Source organism: Bacteroides togonis (assembly GCF_900130135.1).
Classification (GTDB): Bacteria; Bacteroidota; Bacteroidia; order Bacteroidales; family Bacteroidaceae; genus Bacteroides; species Bacteroides pullorum.
Window position 1 is genome coordinate 3,463,601 of sequence record NZ_LT670820.1, and the last position, 15,653, is coordinate 3,479,253.

General features: G+C 43.9%; 12 protein-coding genes. 8 read left to right on the forward strand and 4 right to left on the reverse strand.

What is annotated here, in order from left to right; translation table 11 throughout:
* Window positions 1-6 precede the first annotated feature (6 nt).
* The 5 genes from BQ8005_RS14505 (at window position 7) to BQ8005_RS14525 (ending at window position 6,593) form a co-directional block, all read left to right on the forward strand.
* Window positions 7-1,374 (forward strand): peptidylprolyl isomerase, encoded by a 1,368-nt coding sequence (locus BQ8005_RS14505; protein ID WP_075318543.1) that lies wholly within the window; start codon window positions 7-9, stop codon window positions 1,372-1,374.
* 43 nt (window positions 1,375-1,417) lie between these two features.
* Window positions 1,418-3,079, forward strand: a complete 1,662-nt coding sequence (locus BQ8005_RS14510; protein WP_075318544.1) for an OstA-like protein — start codon at window positions 1,418-1,420, stop codon at window positions 3,077-3,079.
* Window positions 3,080-3,090: 11 nt separating this feature from the next.
* Entirely contained in the window at window positions 3,091-3,384 is a 294-nt protein-coding gene (locus tag BQ8005_RS14515) for a hypothetical protein (RefSeq protein WP_021847788.1), read from the forward strand.
* Between the two features lie 12 nt (window positions 3,385-3,396).
* Window positions 3,397-5,277, forward strand: coding sequence for a DNA mismatch repair endonuclease MutL (mutL, locus tag BQ8005_RS14520; protein ID WP_075318545.1), 1,881 nt, complete (start codon window positions 3,397-3,399; stop codon window positions 5,275-5,277).
* A 122-nt stretch (window positions 5,278-5,399) separates the two neighbouring features.
* Window positions 5,400-6,593, forward strand: coding sequence for an OmpA family protein (locus tag BQ8005_RS14525; protein WP_075318546.1), 1,194 nt, complete (start codon window positions 5,400-5,402; stop codon window positions 6,591-6,593).
* A gap of 81 nt (window positions 6,594-6,674) precedes the next feature.
* Here the strand turns inward: BQ8005_RS14525 and trpS are convergent, their stop codons facing one another.
* Complete coding sequence (trpS, locus tag BQ8005_RS14530) at window positions 6,675-7,769, reverse strand: tryptophan--tRNA ligase (RefSeq protein ID WP_021847784.1); 1,095 nt, start codon at window positions 7,767-7,769, stop codon at window positions 6,675-6,677.
* A gap of 93 nt (window positions 7,770-7,862) precedes the next feature.
* Window positions 7,863-8,765, reverse strand: coding sequence for a hypothetical protein (locus tag BQ8005_RS14535; protein WP_075318547.1), 903 nt, complete (start codon window positions 8,763-8,765; stop codon window positions 7,863-7,865).
* A gap of 607 nt (window positions 8,766-9,372) precedes the next feature.
* Between BQ8005_RS14535 and BQ8005_RS14540 the strand changes: the two genes are divergently transcribed.
* The 3 genes from BQ8005_RS14540 (at window position 9,373) to BQ8005_RS14550 (ending at window position 13,030) form a co-directional block, all read left to right on the forward strand.
* Window positions 9,373-12,048 (forward strand): PL29 family lyase N-terminal domain-containing protein, encoded by a 2,676-nt coding sequence (locus BQ8005_RS14540; RefSeq protein ID WP_075318548.1) that lies wholly within the window; start codon window positions 9,373-9,375, stop codon window positions 12,046-12,048.
* Between the two features lie 308 nt (window positions 12,049-12,356).
* A complete protein-coding gene (locus BQ8005_RS14545) occupies window positions 12,357-12,656 on the forward strand; it encodes a type II toxin-antitoxin system HigB family toxin (protein WP_075318549.1) in 300 nt (99 codons plus the stop codon).
* A gap of 11 nt (window positions 12,657-12,667) precedes the next feature.
* Window positions 12,668-13,030, forward strand: coding sequence for a helix-turn-helix domain-containing protein (locus BQ8005_RS14550; RefSeq protein ID WP_075319281.1), 363 nt, complete (start codon window positions 12,668-12,670; stop codon window positions 13,028-13,030).
* A gap of 887 nt (window positions 13,031-13,917) precedes the next feature.
* Here the strand turns inward: BQ8005_RS14550 and BQ8005_RS14555 are convergent.
* Together BQ8005_RS14555 and BQ8005_RS14560 are read right to left on the reverse strand one after the other, a co-directional pair.
* Window positions 13,918-14,988, reverse strand: a complete 1,071-nt coding sequence (locus tag BQ8005_RS14555) for an OmpA family protein (protein ID WP_075318550.1) — start codon at window positions 14,986-14,988, stop codon at window positions 13,918-13,920.
* Window positions 14,989-15,012: 24 nt separating this feature from the next.
* Complete coding sequence (locus tag BQ8005_RS14560) at window positions 15,013-15,630, reverse strand: DUF4369 domain-containing protein (protein ID WP_075318551.1); 618 nt, start codon at window positions 15,628-15,630, stop codon at window positions 15,013-15,015.
* Between the last annotated feature and the right edge of the window lie 23 nt (window positions 15,631-15,653).

Below are 15,653 nucleotides of genomic sequence, written 5' to 3' on the forward strand. Positions count from 1 at the left end.
TTAGGAATGAAAAAGTGTATGAACGTTAAGTTTGTAGTTTTATTGGCTTTTATGCTACTGCCTCTTGTATCTTCATGGGGGCAGGACAATGTGATTGATGAAGTGGTTTGGGTTGTTGGTGACGAAGCCATATTGAAATCTGATGTGGAAGAAGTGCGTTTGGATGCGTTGTACAACGGACGTAGGTTCGATGGCGATCCATATTGTGTCATTCCGGAAGAAATAGCTGTGCAGAAGTTGTTTTTGCATCAGGCTGCCTTGGATAGTATAGAGGTGTCTGAGAGTGAAGTCGTAAGTCAGGTAGATTTCTTGATCAACCAATATGTCAGCCGCATCGGCTCTATGGAGAAGATGGAAGAATATTGGAACAAGAGTGCTACGCAAATTCGTGAAACCTTACGTGAGAATGCCCGTGAAGGATTGACGGTGCAGCGCATGCAACAGAAGTTGGTAGGTGAGGTAAAAATTACGCCTGCTGAGGTGCGTCGCTATTACCAAAGTTTGCCTCAGGATAGTATCCCTTATATTCCTACACAGGTAGAAGTACAGATTATCACACAGAAACCTAGAATTCCGGTAGAAGAAGTAGAAGAGGTGAAAAAACGCTTGCGTGAGTTTACCGATCGTATTAACAAGGGTGAAACCAGTTTCTCTACTTTGGCTCGTATGTATTCCGAGGATCGTGCATCGGCTATTAATGGTGGTGAAATGCCTTTCTATGGTCGTGGACAGCTTGATCCGTCTTTTGCGAATGTCGCTTTTAACTTACAGGACCCTACCAAAGTTTCTAAAGTGGTGGAATCGGAATACGGTTTCCATATTATCCAGTTGATAGAAAAACGTGGTGACCGTATTAAAGTTCGACACATATTGCTGCGCCCCCATACGCCTGAAAGTGCATTGGAAGCCGGTATGGCTCGTCTTGATTCTATTGCTGACGATATTCGGAATAATAAGTTTACATTTGAAGAGGCTGCAGCGGTTATTTCTCAAGACAAGGATACTCGTAATAATCATGGTTTGTTGCCCAATCCCAACAACAATACATCGAAGTTCGAGATGCAGGAACTTCCTCCTGAGATTGCCAAGGTGGTCGATAAAATGAATGTAGGTGAAATTTCTGAAGCTTTTACCATGATCCCTGAAAAAACAGGTAAGGAGGAATGTGTAATCGTCAAGCTGAAAAGTCGTATCAACGGTCATAAAGCTACTATTACGGACGATTATCAGAATTTGAAAGATCTGGTACTCGAGAAGCGTCGTGCTGAAGTACTGGATAAATGGATACGTGAGAAGCAGCGTCATACTTATGTTCGTATTAAGGAAGGCTGGAATCAGTGTGAATTCAAGTATCCGGGCTGGATTAAGGATTAAGTTTGGCTGTTTAGATACAGTCTGTGAATGTTAGACTAGCTATATGCACAATAGAATTGTTTTTAAATTCCTAAGCAGGCATAGATATCTTCTGACAGGTATTCTATGCCTGTTTGGCATCTGTCTGCTCAGTGCGCAGGATAAGAAGGGAGAGCCAGAGAAAAAAAAGACCCGTGTTGATTTGTTGTATGCAGATGAGGCACAGGCCGATGATCAGGTTCGGCCGGATGTCCAGGTGTTGATTGGGTCAGTGAAGCTACGCCATGACAGTATGTATATGTACTGTGACAGTGCTTTGATTTTCAAACGCATCAATTCCGTAGAGGCTTTTGGAAATGTGCGGATGGAACAGGGTGATACGTTGTTCATTTACGGTGATTACCTCTATTATGATGGGATGGCCCAATTGGCTATGCTTCGTGAGAACGTACGGATGATTAATCGTAATACAGAGCTGACTACAGACAGTTTGAATTACGATCGTATTTACAATCTGGGATATTATTTTGATGGCGGTACTCTGACAGACGAAGAGAATGTGCTGACTTCCGTATGGGGAGAATACAGTCCTGCTACTAAAATAGCCGTGTTCAACCATGAAGTGAAGCTGACCAATCCTCGTTTTGTTTTGACTTCTGATACGTTAAAGTACCATACGGAAACCAAAGTGGCTACAATCTTAGGACCTTCGGATATTGTAAGTGACAATAATCATATTTATTCCGAACGTGGTATATATAATACTGTGACAGAGCAGGCTGAACTGCTGGACCGTTCTATTTTAACCAATCAGGGAAAGAAATTGACGGGTGACAGCTTGTTCTACGATCGCAAGCTGGGATATGGTGAGGCTTTTGATCATGTGCAGATGAATGATACGGTAAATCGTAATATGCTGACCGGCGATTATTGTTTTTATAATGAATTGACCGGTAATGCTTTGGCTACAGATAGAGCTGTTGCGGTGGATTATTCACAAGGTGACAGCCTGTTTATGCATGGTGATACGCTGCGTTTGGTGACTTATCATTTGAACACCGACTCCATGTATCGTGAAATGCGTGTCTATCACAAGGTGCGTGCTTTCCGTACAGATATACAGGCTGTTTGCGACTCGTTGGTCTATAATTCCAAAGATTCCTGTATGACCATGTATACTGATCCGGTACTTTGGTATGGGTCTGAACAGTTGTTGGGTGAACAGATCAAGGTTTACATGAATGATAGCACTATCGACTGGGCGCATATCATTAATCAGGCACTGACTGTAGAACAGAAAGACACTTTGCACTACAATCAAGTGTCCGGGAAAGAAATGAAGGCCTATTTTGTTGGTGGCGAAATGCGTCAAGTGGATGTGAACGGAAATGTATTGGTTATTTTCTATCCTGTAGAGGAACGCGACAGCTCGTTGATTTTGATGAATTATTCTGAAGGTGGTTTCCTGAGAATGATGTTGAAGGATAGAAAAATGGAACGGGGAGCTTTTATCGGGAAAGCTAACGGTACTGCTTATCCGATGGAGCAGATTCCTGCAGATAAGTACCGCTTGCCTTCTTTCGTATGGTTGGATTATATTCGTCCTTTGGACAAAGAGGATATTTTCAATTGGCGGGGTAAAAAGTCGGATGCAGTGTTGAAGCAAAGCTCGCGTCGACCGACTGTTTCTCCGCGTGATATGCATATCGAACGAACTAAAAAATAGGAGAGTGCTTTATGGGTATGTTTACGATGAGAAAACCACGGGGCTTTCATCATTCCTATATTTACGTGGACGAGCGTAAGGAAAAGTTGGATAAGATGAAAGAGAATGCCAAGCGTGAGTTAGGCATGCTGACTGAGAAAAAAGAATTCAATCCCGAAGATATTCGTGGAAAATTCATAGAAGGAACTACTCACCTGAAACGTCGTAAGGAGAGCGGAAAACGTCCTTTGCATTTTATTGTCATACTGTTTTTCATTATGTTGCTGGCTTATCTGTGGTATGCCATCAGTAACGGAATAATCTAAAATTGCATAGGCATGAGTGATATTATTCATTTGCTGCCTGATTCGGTGGCCAATCAGATTGCAGCTGGCGAAGTGATACAGCGGCCTGCCTCTGTTATCAAGGAATTGGTCGAGAATGCCATCGATGCAGAAGCCACGGAAGTTCATGTATTGGTAACAGATGCCGGAAAAACAGGTATACAGGTGATCGATAACGGTAAAGGTATGTCTGAAACAGATGCCCGACTGGCTTTTGAACGACATGCTACATCCAAGATCCGTGAAGCTGCTGATTTGTTTGCTTTGCGTACGATGGGCTTTCGTGGGGAGGCCTTGGCTTCCATTGCAGCTGTTGCCGAAGTCGAACTGAAAACAAGGCTGGCCGATGAGGAACTGGGTACACGTTTGTTGCTGGCTGGTTCCAAGGTTGAAAGCCAGGAGCCTGTGTCTTGTCCTAAAGGAAGTAATTTCTCTGTAAAAAATCTGTTTTTTAATGTTCCTGCCCGACGTAAATTCTTGAAAGCCAATTCTACGGAATTGAGTAATATTTTGGCTGAGTTCGAACGTATTGTTCTGGTTCATCCGGATGTTGCTTTTTACCTTTACAGCAATGACAGTGAATTGTTCAATCTGCCTGTCATGCCTTTACGTCAGCGTATTATGGCTGTTTTTGGCAAGAAGTTAAATCAGCAGCTGCTTTCGGTAGAGGTAGACACAACGTTGGTCAAGATATCTGGTTATGTAGCCAAGCCTGAGACCGCACGTAAGAAAGGCGCTCACCAATACTTTTTTGTAAATGGGCGCTACATGAGGCATCCTTATTTCCATAAAGCTGTAATGGATGCTTTCGAACATTTGATTCCGGCGGGTGAACAGATCTCTTACTTTATATATTTTGAAGTGGATCCGGCCAATATCGATGTGAATATTCATCCGACAAAGACCGAGATTAAATTTGAGAATGAACAGGCCATTTGGCAAATCCTTTCTGCGGCAGTCAAGGAGTCTTTGGGCAAGTTCAATGCTGTGCCATCCATTGATTTCGATACCGAAGGTCTGCCGGATATTCCTGCTTTTGAGCAACCTCGCTCCATAGAGCCTCCTCAGGTACACTATAATGCTGATTTTAATCCTTTTAAAACCTCTTCTTCTTATGGAGGCGATCGTTCTTATTCACGTCCTCAGACAGAGTGGGAAAGTCTTTATGCCGGTTTGGAGAAAGCTAGTCGGATGAATGATCCGGTTGTCCCTGATGCACCGGTCGAAGAGGAATTGTCTCCAGCTTTAGTACCATCGGAAGAGCCTTCTTCACCTCTTCCTTCGATGATGTCCGAGGGAGGAAATGTAACTTCCGGCCTGCATTGGCAGTTCAAGGGGCGTTATATTTTGACGTCCGTTAAGTCTGGTTTGATGCTGATAGATCAGCATCGTGCTCATGTACGTGTTTTGTTTGACCGATATATGGAGCAGATTCGTCAAAAGCATGGTGTGGCGCAAGGCGTATTGTTCCCTGAGATTGTTCAGTTTCCGGCGTCTGAGGTGGCTGTACTCGAAGATATTCAGGAGGATTTGTCTGCTGTGGGTTTTGAGTTGACTTCTTTGGGTGGAGGCAGCTATGCCATCAACGGGGTTCCTTCGGGTATCGAGGGACTGAAGCCTGTGGAACTGGTGTGTAATATGGTGCATACGGCTTTGGAGAAAGGCTGTGATGTGAAAGAGGAAGTACAGTCTATGCTGGCATTGACCTTGGCTCGGGCGGCAGCTATTGTTTATGGACAAGTACTGAGTGTAGACGAAATGTCTGCTTTGGTAGATAGTCTGTTTGCATGCGAGTCTCCCAATTATACTCCTGATGGACGTGTTGTGCTGACTACAATCCGCGAAGAAGAGATTGAGCGGCTTTTTGCCAAATGATATTGATGCTTTTTTGAAAGGAAAAAATCTTTTTCGGAACTTTTTCCAGGTTCTGGTGTTTATATGAGTGTCCACTGTGTGAGTGGACAGAATATAAACCTAAACTATTTTAAAGAAAAAGTATGAAAAAGAATCTAATGTTGCTGGCTTTGTCCGGATTGTCGGTTGCCGCTGTAGCACAAAACACGACAGAAGTTACAGAAGAAGTGTTGGAAGTCGTAGAAGTGCGTCAGGACAAGTATGCGGTTGTTACCAATCCTTTTGGGGATAATTGGTTTGTCTCGTTTGGTTATGGTGCTACTGTACTGTTTGGTGATTATGATGCTGCCGGCAGTTTCGGCAAGCGTATCAGCCCTACATTAAACGTAGCTGTAGGCAAGTGGTTTACTCCGGGTATGGGTGCCCGTTTGCAGTATAGCGGTCTGCAGGCACGTGGTTATGTTCCTTCTGCGGGATCTGATTACGCGGTTGGTGCCATGCAGAACGGTGGCTACTATAAGCAACGCTTCAATTACATGAATCTCCACGCTGACGTGATGTTCAACATGAATGCCTTGTTTGGAGGCTACAATCCTTCGCGGGTCTACGAAGTCATTCCTTATGTGGGTGCCGGCTTTACACACAATTATTCCACTCCCCATCGTGAAGCTTTATCAGTCAATGCGGGTATCATCAACCGTTTTCGAGTATGCGATGCGTTAGATATTAATGTGGAGCTGAGTGCCGTAGCCACTGAGGATAAGTTTGACGGTGGTATCGGTGGTAAGGGCTATGATGGTCTCGTCAGTGCCACGGTTGGGCTCACGTACCGTTTTCCCCGTCGTGGGTTCAATCGCCCTCAAGCACCTGCCATATCCGAAGCTCGTTTGGCTGTGTTGCGCGACAAAATGAATCGTATGGCTGCGGAGAATGCCCGATTGGCAGAAGCTTTGGAGGCTGCCGAAAGCAAAGAACCTGTGGTGGAAGAAGTAGCAGTAGTGGTGAACAAACCAGTCATTGCACCGCGTACAGTGTTCTTCACCATCGGTTCGGCTGAGGTTTCTTCTCGTGAAGCGATGAATCTGTCCTATTTGGCAGAAACCATGAAGCAATATCCTGAAGCTACTTACGTAGTCAATGGTTATGCGGATGCTGCTACGGGTACCACTGCGTACAATGAGAAACTGGCTCGCCAACGTGCCGAGGCTGTAATCAATGTATTGGTTGAAAAGTATGGCGTAGACCGTGAAAAATTGTTGGTAGGTACTGCAGAAGCAGTCGACTCTTTCGGCGAACCGATTTTGAATCGTGTCGTGGTTGTAGAGTCTGCCCGATAAGCTGGGACTTATAGGTGAATAAAAATGAGGCTGAATTCCTTTGTGGGGAGTTCAGCCTCTGTTTTTTTATGTTTCTTGTTATTATTCTCCGCGGAAACGTTTGGCCTGTTCGGCTATCAGGTCTGCATCGTCGAAGTAGTTGATCTTCATGGCACGGCGTACGTCGTCCAGTGTGGCGGCAGCCGTTTCACGAGCCTTCTCACAGCCTTTTTTCAGCATGTCGTAGATGGCCGGTATGTCCTGTTCGAATTCCTTGCGGCGGGTACGGATGGGTTCCAGAGTTTCCTGCATGATGGCATTTAGGAAGTTCTTCACTTTTACATCACCCAAACCGCCACGCTGATAGTGAGCCTTCAGTTCGTCGAGATTGGGGTAATCCGGCAGATAGCGTTCAAAGTGTTCGGGGCGGCAGAATGCGTCGAGGTAAGTAAATACGGTATTGCCTTCCACCTTACCAGGATCTTGTACACGCAAGTGATCCGGGTCCGTATACATGCTGCGTATTTTTTTCTGTACTTCGTCAGCGGGGTCACTCAGGTAGATGCAGTTCCCCAGACTTTTGCTCATTTTCGCTTTACCGTCCGTTCCAGGCAGACGCAGGCAGGCGGCATTGTCCGGTAGCAGGATTTCCGGTTCTACCAGTGTTTCGCCGTAAATGTAGTTGAAGCGGCGTACGATTTCACGAGCCTGTTCCAGCATAGGTTCCTGGTCTTCACCTACAGGTACAGTAGTAGCCTTGAAAGCCGTAATGTCAGCAGCCTGGCTGATGGGATAGGTGAAAAAGCCTACGGGGATACTTGCCTCAAAGTTACGCATTTGAATCTCGGTCTTTACGGTCGGATTGCGTTGCAGGCGTGATACGGTTACCAGGTCCATGTAGTAGAACGAAAGTTCACACAGTTCCGGTATCTGCGATTGGATGAAGAGTGTGCTCTTTGTCGGATCCAGTCCGCAAGCCAAGTAATCCAATGCCACTTCGATGACATTTTGACGCACCTTTTCCGGATTCTCCATGTTGTCTGTCAAGGCCTGTGCGTCGGCTATGAAGACAAACATATCTTTGTAATCTCCGGCATTTTGCAGTTCCACGCGTCGGCGTAGTGAGCCCACGTAGTGGCCTATGTGCAGGCGTCCAGTTGGGCGGTCGCCTGTGAGGATGATTTTCTCTTTTGCCATATATATCTTCTTTTTATTTATTGCTGACAAGTTTGTTGCGGGCGTAAAGTTAGCTCTTTTTTTTGATAAGATAAGGCTTGTGCGATGGTTGTTTTAGGAAAAATCAATCATGCTAATTTTTTCTCCGTTGGCTGAATTCTTGCCACATTCAATGCGTGCGTCTTGGTTAAACAGTTCGGTGAAGAAATGTTGTGCCTCATTTCCATAGACTAAAGAGAATATATTGGTTACAAATTTATCTCCATGAGCATCATATTCCTTATATTCTCCATTCCAAGGAGTACAGAACCTGTTTTCACTGATGTTTTTTTCGTGTGATTGTCTTATAATGTCGATAGCTTCCTCACATACTTTTTTTATGTTCAACCTTTTGTCGACATGTACCAAGGCGTCTAAAATCCTGTAAGAAATCAGTCCGGGTTTGATTATCAGGGTACTTATATCATTCTCTTTTATTTCATTGTCCATCTCTTTGTTACAAAAATGCTTGATGGCTACGTCGATTTCCATGTTATAGTTGCGGAATAGCAAACAGAGATTGTTCATGTACGTGTAATTTTTATTGTCATCGGAAAATACTTCCAAATGAATATCTTCTACAGGTACTTTCAGTTTCAGGAGATGGATTTCAGAAGGATACTTTTTAAAATGGCAATCATTCAGTTTCGTTTTTATGGCATAAGTGACCACTAAGTTCCGGTATAAATGGCGTACTAAGTCCATGAAAAGGTCCCGTTGTGCGTCTAACGTTAACAAGCGTGTGTTGTTCGCTGTTTCTTTCTGCGATTGGTATGTTTTGTAGGTATACCACAGGGAGGCGATTCCTATAACAGCTCCCAAGAGGGCAAAAATGAAAGTCCATGTGTCAATCATGCCGAAAGTGGTATTTTCGGCAGTCGCTCTTGTTTGGGTAGAGATTTCATACAGACGTTGTTTGGCGATGGTGTCTGTCCATAAATTATTAAGCATATTTGGGGAAGATAAGATGTTTGGCATTTTCAGAAGAATTTGTTGTCAATGGTATATATATGGGTGAGGCTGAATGCTATCACCACCTGGAATTTCCATACTGCTTATGATGTTACTTTCAATGCGAAAATAAGGTATTTTTTATTCTCCCGCAAATTTTTTCCGCTCTATTCCTCTTTATTCCCCGATTTCCCTAATTTATAATAAATATACAATCTATATCTATGGTCATGACTCGTGTTAATTGCCTGTTACGAGTTCCGTATTTTTTATGAGTGTTTCTTTTCCTGGCAGTACATGAAGATTTGTTCTGTGTGGAATAATTTTACTCCCTGCTTCCAGCTTGTTTTATCTTTGCTTTTTTTCCATTTTCATTCATTATTTCCTTTGTTTTTCCCTGTCGTTTAAAGATTGTGCGGTATAACCATCTGTCTTATAGGTGTTTATAACCGATAGCGATTATCTGCGAAATAACGGATTAAAAGTCCTAGCAACTAGACTGAAAAATACATGATAATAACTTACAAAAAGCTTAAACAGAAACAAGGCAAATAGAAAAGAAAAAGACTGGAATTAAATGAGAAACTCAATTACTTACTTAATTTTTTAAATTTATAAATTTAAATTTTTTATTATGAACAAAAAGTATTTAAGTGTGATCCTGTTCGGAGCCTTAATGCTGGGCACGACAGGGACGTTCACGTCTTGTAAGGATTACGACGATGACATCAACAACTTGCAAGAGCAAGTAGATGGTATCAAGGCAGACTTGGAAGCCTTACAAGCACAAGTTGACGCAGGTAAGTATGTTACCAACATCACTAAAGAAGGTGATGGCATCGTGATCACCTGGAATGACAACAGTACCAGCACAATTGAGACCATTAAAGGTGACAAGGGTGACAAAGTAACTATCGAGATTGATGAAACTAGCAAGAATTGGATCATCGACGGTGTAGATACTGGCATTTGTGCTGAAGGAAAAGACGGTGCAGCTGGCCAGCCTGGCGCAGCAGGTAATGACGGAGTCAATGCAAAGTCTCCTTCTATTAGCGAAACTACTGGAAACTGGGTGGTTTACGAATGGAATGAAGAAACTCAACAGTATGATGCTACAGACACCGGCATTTCTGCAAAGGGTGCACAGGCTTATGTAGTAGACATGGGTAACTACTACGAACTGAACGTAGCTGCTGACAAGGCTGGTTCTACTTACACAACAGTGAAACTGCCGAAGACTCCGACTACGATTACAGAAGTAGAAATCCTTGGACAAATTCAAAAAGAGGCTAACGGCTCTTATTCAATGATAAATGCTTGGAATGAGGCTACTATCAATTATAGTTTCACAATCGTTGATGATAATATCTTAAGTGCCGCAGCAGCTTGGAATAAAGAGGCTGGTGTGAAAAAATTGGTAAAAGGACAGGCTTTGTCTACATTGACAAATTCAGATTTGTTAATCCGTGTGGCTCCGGCTGCTTTGGACGCAAGCCAATTCTCTTTCAAAATGGTTAATTCTCAGCTGAGCGAGGCTCCTATTACATTAGGAACTCCCAAAGCCTTCACTGGTTTGCTAACTCGTGCTGATGCTTCTGCTAATGGTTTGTGGACTGTTTCTGCTTCTGCTAATGAGGGAGAAACATATAAAGACGGTGCAGCATATAAAGCTAAATTTGAGGTAGGAAGCAAATCGATTGCTTATGCCCTTCAGGAAGCAGAAGGCTTTACCAGCACTTATAACTTGGCATTCAAGAATGTACAGGTAAACATGGATGCTAATGTTGAGGCACTGAATGGTATCAGTGTTGCTACTGAACCGGTAGAAGTACCTGTAGGACAGACGCTGACCTTTACATTCGATGCGCCTGTATATGTTTATGATGCCCATTTGGATATTGCAGACGCAACCATCTTGCGTTGGGGCATTACTGATATCAATGGTGTAAGCTTCAAGGTTGGTAAACTGGCTGACGAAATTACGACTACAGAATTCGATGTTACTGTTCATTATGTAACTTTGAATGGTGAGGTTAAGACTGATGTAATCACAGTTAAGCCAACTCAGACATTGGCTGATGTAACCACTTTGGCATCTCAGAACATTGAAATCAAGCCGTATGCTACTCCGTCTAAGAACACTGCAACTTATGACCTGACTCCGATGTTTGATGCACTTGGAACCAACGGTACAACGTTGTGGAAGGCTGATGTAACAGAGGTTGTTCAAGCTACTTATGAAGTAAGTGCACAGACAGGTAAGGCTACTAAGATTTCAGACGCTATCACATATAGCTTCGATAAGTCTACTCTTAAGGATATCACTAAGGTTACGATTGATGCTAATGCGGCTGCACGGACAGCATATAGCTTGACTGACAGCTACTACAAAGAGCTGACTTTCAAAGATGCTAATGGTGAAGTACTGAATGTAGTAAGAGTTCCGTTCACACTGTCTATCCCGGCTCTGTCCAATGTTTTGGTTAAGGAACAGGTTGTATTCGGTGGTACTTCCAATGGTAAGGCTTACATGAATACGGAAGATAATCTTGGAACAAATACAGAAAATAAGAGAATTTCTGGTTATGCATTCCACCACGCATTCAAGAACTTCGATCAAGCATTTGTTAACACTGCTATCACGTTTGCAATTGATCCGACTCAGAAGATTGGTAATACTCTTGTTGATAACAATTATGCAGAACTGTCCAACAAGACTAGTAAGGATGTTGCAATTAAATTACTGGATAACGCCAAGGCTTACCATACACCTATCCAAATCATAATCGACGATGCTAAATACTTAGGTATCTATGATTACAGCGATGAAGAACTTGCCGCTAATGCCTTCACTTTGGACGTAATGAGCCCGATCGAGCAAGGTAATGTAGTTGCTGCTAACGCTGCCGGTGTTTCTGTAGTGGCTACAGCCGATGGTACTGCATTGGTTAAGGAAAGCGACTTCAAGGCTACAACTTATGCAAACGTTGCTTACAAGGTATTCATGGATGCTGGATTTGGTACTGACGGCGTAGCAACTGAGTACTCAAGTGAGTATATTGACAATGTTGCATTTGCTTCTGCTAATGCAAACGTATTCAAAGTTGTTGATGAGAATGGTGATGTAACAACTGAAGGTTTCCCTGCAACGAAAGATGATAAGGGCGTCAACGAAGGTTACATCATTGTTAAACCTGCAAATGCTGGTTATGAAGCAACTGAAAACGTTAATATTACCGTTACCGATATCTGGGGCTACTCTAAGAAGGCTGCAGTTTCTGTAACAGTTAAGCCTAGCACTGCTGAATAATTCCAATTATTCTACTCTATAAAAAGAGCGACCCTCGGGCCGCTCTTTTTTGTATATCGTCCATTTATTTTCTCTCTAACTATCCAATCATTTTTCCCTAACTAGAAAAAAAGTTTTTCCTGACTGGAAAAACAACAGCAGGCTATACCGGCTGGTAGATCCGCCATTCTTCACAACCCATGCGCATCCGTACAGCGACTTAAATACCTCAATCATCACCTGTGTATCCTGAAATATTGAATTATCGGCTGCTAATATTTTGGAATTCCGAATTGATTATATACCTTTGTATCAAAGAAAGAGGAAATATGAGAATTGTATCACATAAAAAGTTGAAAGAATTCTATGAAACCAAAGGGAGGGAAGACTCCCGGGTTGCCCTGGAACGGTGGTATGATATCACAGAAAAAGCATCTTGGAAAAATCTTTCGGAAATCAAAGTGGATTTTCCTGCAACAGATTATGTAGGCAACCAGCATTATGTATTCAATATCAAAGGAAACAACTATAGGCTGGTCGTAGTAGTGAAGTTTACAATCGGTTACATATTCATCCGAAAGGTTTGCACACATGAAGAGTATGATATGTTGGATTGTTCAACCATTTAAAAGGAAACAATATGAGCAAGATTACCAAAGAACAATATGATTTTGCGATGGAAAGAGTGGAAGAACTCTTGCCGTTAGTCGATGACAACACGCCCGCCAACGACAAAAACGCCGTGGAACTCAGCATGATGTCCGACATCGTGATTGCTTACGAGAAAGAGCATTATCCGATAGAAAAGCCGACGGTAGCGGAGCTTATAGAGCTTTCTCTGGAAGAAAAAGGTATGACGCAAAAACAACTTGCCTACGAAATTGGTATCAGTCCCTCCCGTATAAACGACTATATATCGGGCCGTTCGGAACCGACGCTGCGAATTGCAAGGCTTCTTTGCCGCATATTGAATATACAACCCTCTGCCATGCTTGGCATTTAAGTACGTGAAGGATGAACAGATTCACATCTTTCACCTTATTTCATTGTGTTACAATATTTTGCAACGCCGTGAAGGCGTGAAGGATACAACGGCGATTTTGTTTTTAAAGTGGATAGACAGGCCGTGAAAAATATGAAACCATCCCTCGGCCAGTTACTATTCATAGTGCTGAGACTTCTCAAGTCCATAGTTACGCCGCCAAAGTGGATGTTTAGTGCGCTAAAGTAGGTAGTTACGGCGCTCATGTAGCCAATGGCAGGAACAGGTAGGTGTATGATTATTTTAAGCTCAACGCTCACATTCATCCCTTGGACGCCCTGTCGAGCGAAACTACTTCTCAGGCCGTTTGGGGCTATATCCGATATGTTTTCTGTAAAAACCTGATGTAAGATTTTTCAATGAAAGCAGAATGACGTGAAAGAGGATGAAAACTAAAAAGTATGGGATGACATTCTATCTGTTTCTATTTTGATACAACTTCCTTACACGATGAAGAATCTGCAAACATTGGAACGGGAAATCCTTACAGACTTTTCTTATTGGTTATTATATTTTACAATTTGATTTTTGATAAGAAAATTCTCGCTCGACAAGGGGGCCATAGTGGCGGTCGTGAGCGTTGAGCTTAAAAAATCTCACCATAGAATATTTATTAGTTGTTGATAAACAGTGATATACTGTAAAGACATTCTGAAAATGCAAGATTTAAGAGCGTGAGAATTCGCTGATTTAAAATGTTAACAGCTTTTTCCTATTTTAGGCTCGCATTACGAAGATTGTTTACATCAAGAATTGAGGTGTTACGTACCTATGTCTCCAGGAGCTACATGCGAGAACTAAAAAAGCGGCCCTGTCAGCCGCTTTTTCTATTTGAACTTGGATATATCTTATTTTGCAATCATGATGACCACACGGTTCCAGTCGTTCGTCGGGAACAGCTGGATGCGGGCTCCTTTGCTCACCACAGTCAGGCGGTCGCGACTGATACCGTAACGGTTGACCAGTTCGTTGGCCACGTTTTCGGCACGCTTGGCTGCCAATTCATCATTGATTTTATCCGTTCCTGTCGCTTTGTCGGCATAACCGGTAACGGTAGCTTTCGATTCGGGACACTGCTTCATGTAGTCAGCAATGGCCAGGATATTGATCTGCTGGTCTTCAGTGACAGCCGTCTTGGACAGGCCGAAAGACACGTGGCTCTTGATGCCCGGAGTTGTCTCCTTCACTTCTGGACAAGGTTCCGGTTCGGGACACTTGTGTTCTGCAATTTGTCTCTTGAGCTCGTTGATTTTGTCATTGAGCGACTTGACGTAGGCATCGTTGTATTTAGTATTCTTGTTCTTGTAGACCACCGGCTTGCACTCGGGACATTTCCAGTTGAATCCGGTGCCGAACTTATAGGTGATACCCACTAGCACATTGTAGTAGGAGTCGAAGTTATGGTCGTCCTTGCGGTTCCAGCGGTCGGTTACGCCGTTGGCCAGCGCCTCCACATTGAAATCGAAAGCCTTGCTTAGGCGGAAACTGGCCTGAAGTCCCAGACGGCCCATGAAGCTGCTGGCGCCTTCGTCGAACGTCTGATTGTAGCCCACACCGGCAATGAGGCGGGTGTTGAAGAAGCGTTCGGGGTTCTTCCCGCAGAACAAGGTGCTCAGGTTGAGCAGTCCGTCCACCGTAGCGGCACCGTAATAGAAGCCGTAGGCGGGTCGGTTGTTCCCGTTGTCCCCTCTTCCGCTCCAGCCGCTGATGGCCAGACGGGCTCCTAGCGTGGGATTGAAATACTTGCCGACTGCAATCTGTCCCGCAGGCGCTAGCAGTTTGCCGAATCCGGCATCTCCCAGCGAATAGGATGCTCCCAACTGTCCCTGGATGAACCAGTTGTTCTCGGTCTCCTGTGCATGTGCACCCATGCCCATACAGAGCATCAGGGTAGCGATAATGGCATGTTTCGTTCTCATAATCCTTTAGTGTTTATTGGGTTGTCAATCGTTCTTTTGTTCCATGAAATTCTCCCCTGCCTGTTCCTTGATTCTGGCAAGTCCCTCGGGTGTTAGCCGGGTGCTGTAGCTGCGGCAGATATAAGGGCCTATGCAGTTGTCCTTGTTCTGCAGGATAAAGCCTTCCAGCAGTTCGCTGAAGCCTGCACGCAACTCTTCGGGCGTCTTCTCCTGCCTCATCTTCTGCATGTTGTCGCTATAGCGGTCCACAGCCAAAAGAAAGTCTTGAGTGACATCGTTCAAGGGGGTCCCAGAGGTGTATACAATCTCTCCAAGCGCCACCCTGATCCGGCCTTTCTCGGCCACAACGGGAAGTGTGATGGGAAAAAGATCATCGGGCGTGACCTTCAGTTTCAGCAGGTAGACATCCTGGGCAAGCCCGTCCAAATTGAATCTGAACGAGGAATGGCTGACCAAGGTGCTATCTACCACAGTTTGGCCGTAGGTCTCACACAGGTAGACCGTCTTTCCGTCATAGGCCTTGTCGCGTACAGTGCCGTCGACGCGACAGCCTGGAGTGGATGAGCACGAAGTCAGGCAGACTGCCAGAGACGCCACCAGACATAGGATAGACAGTGGGAAATAAGTGTTTCTTTTATTCATGTCCTTTCAGTTGAAAAAAGGCC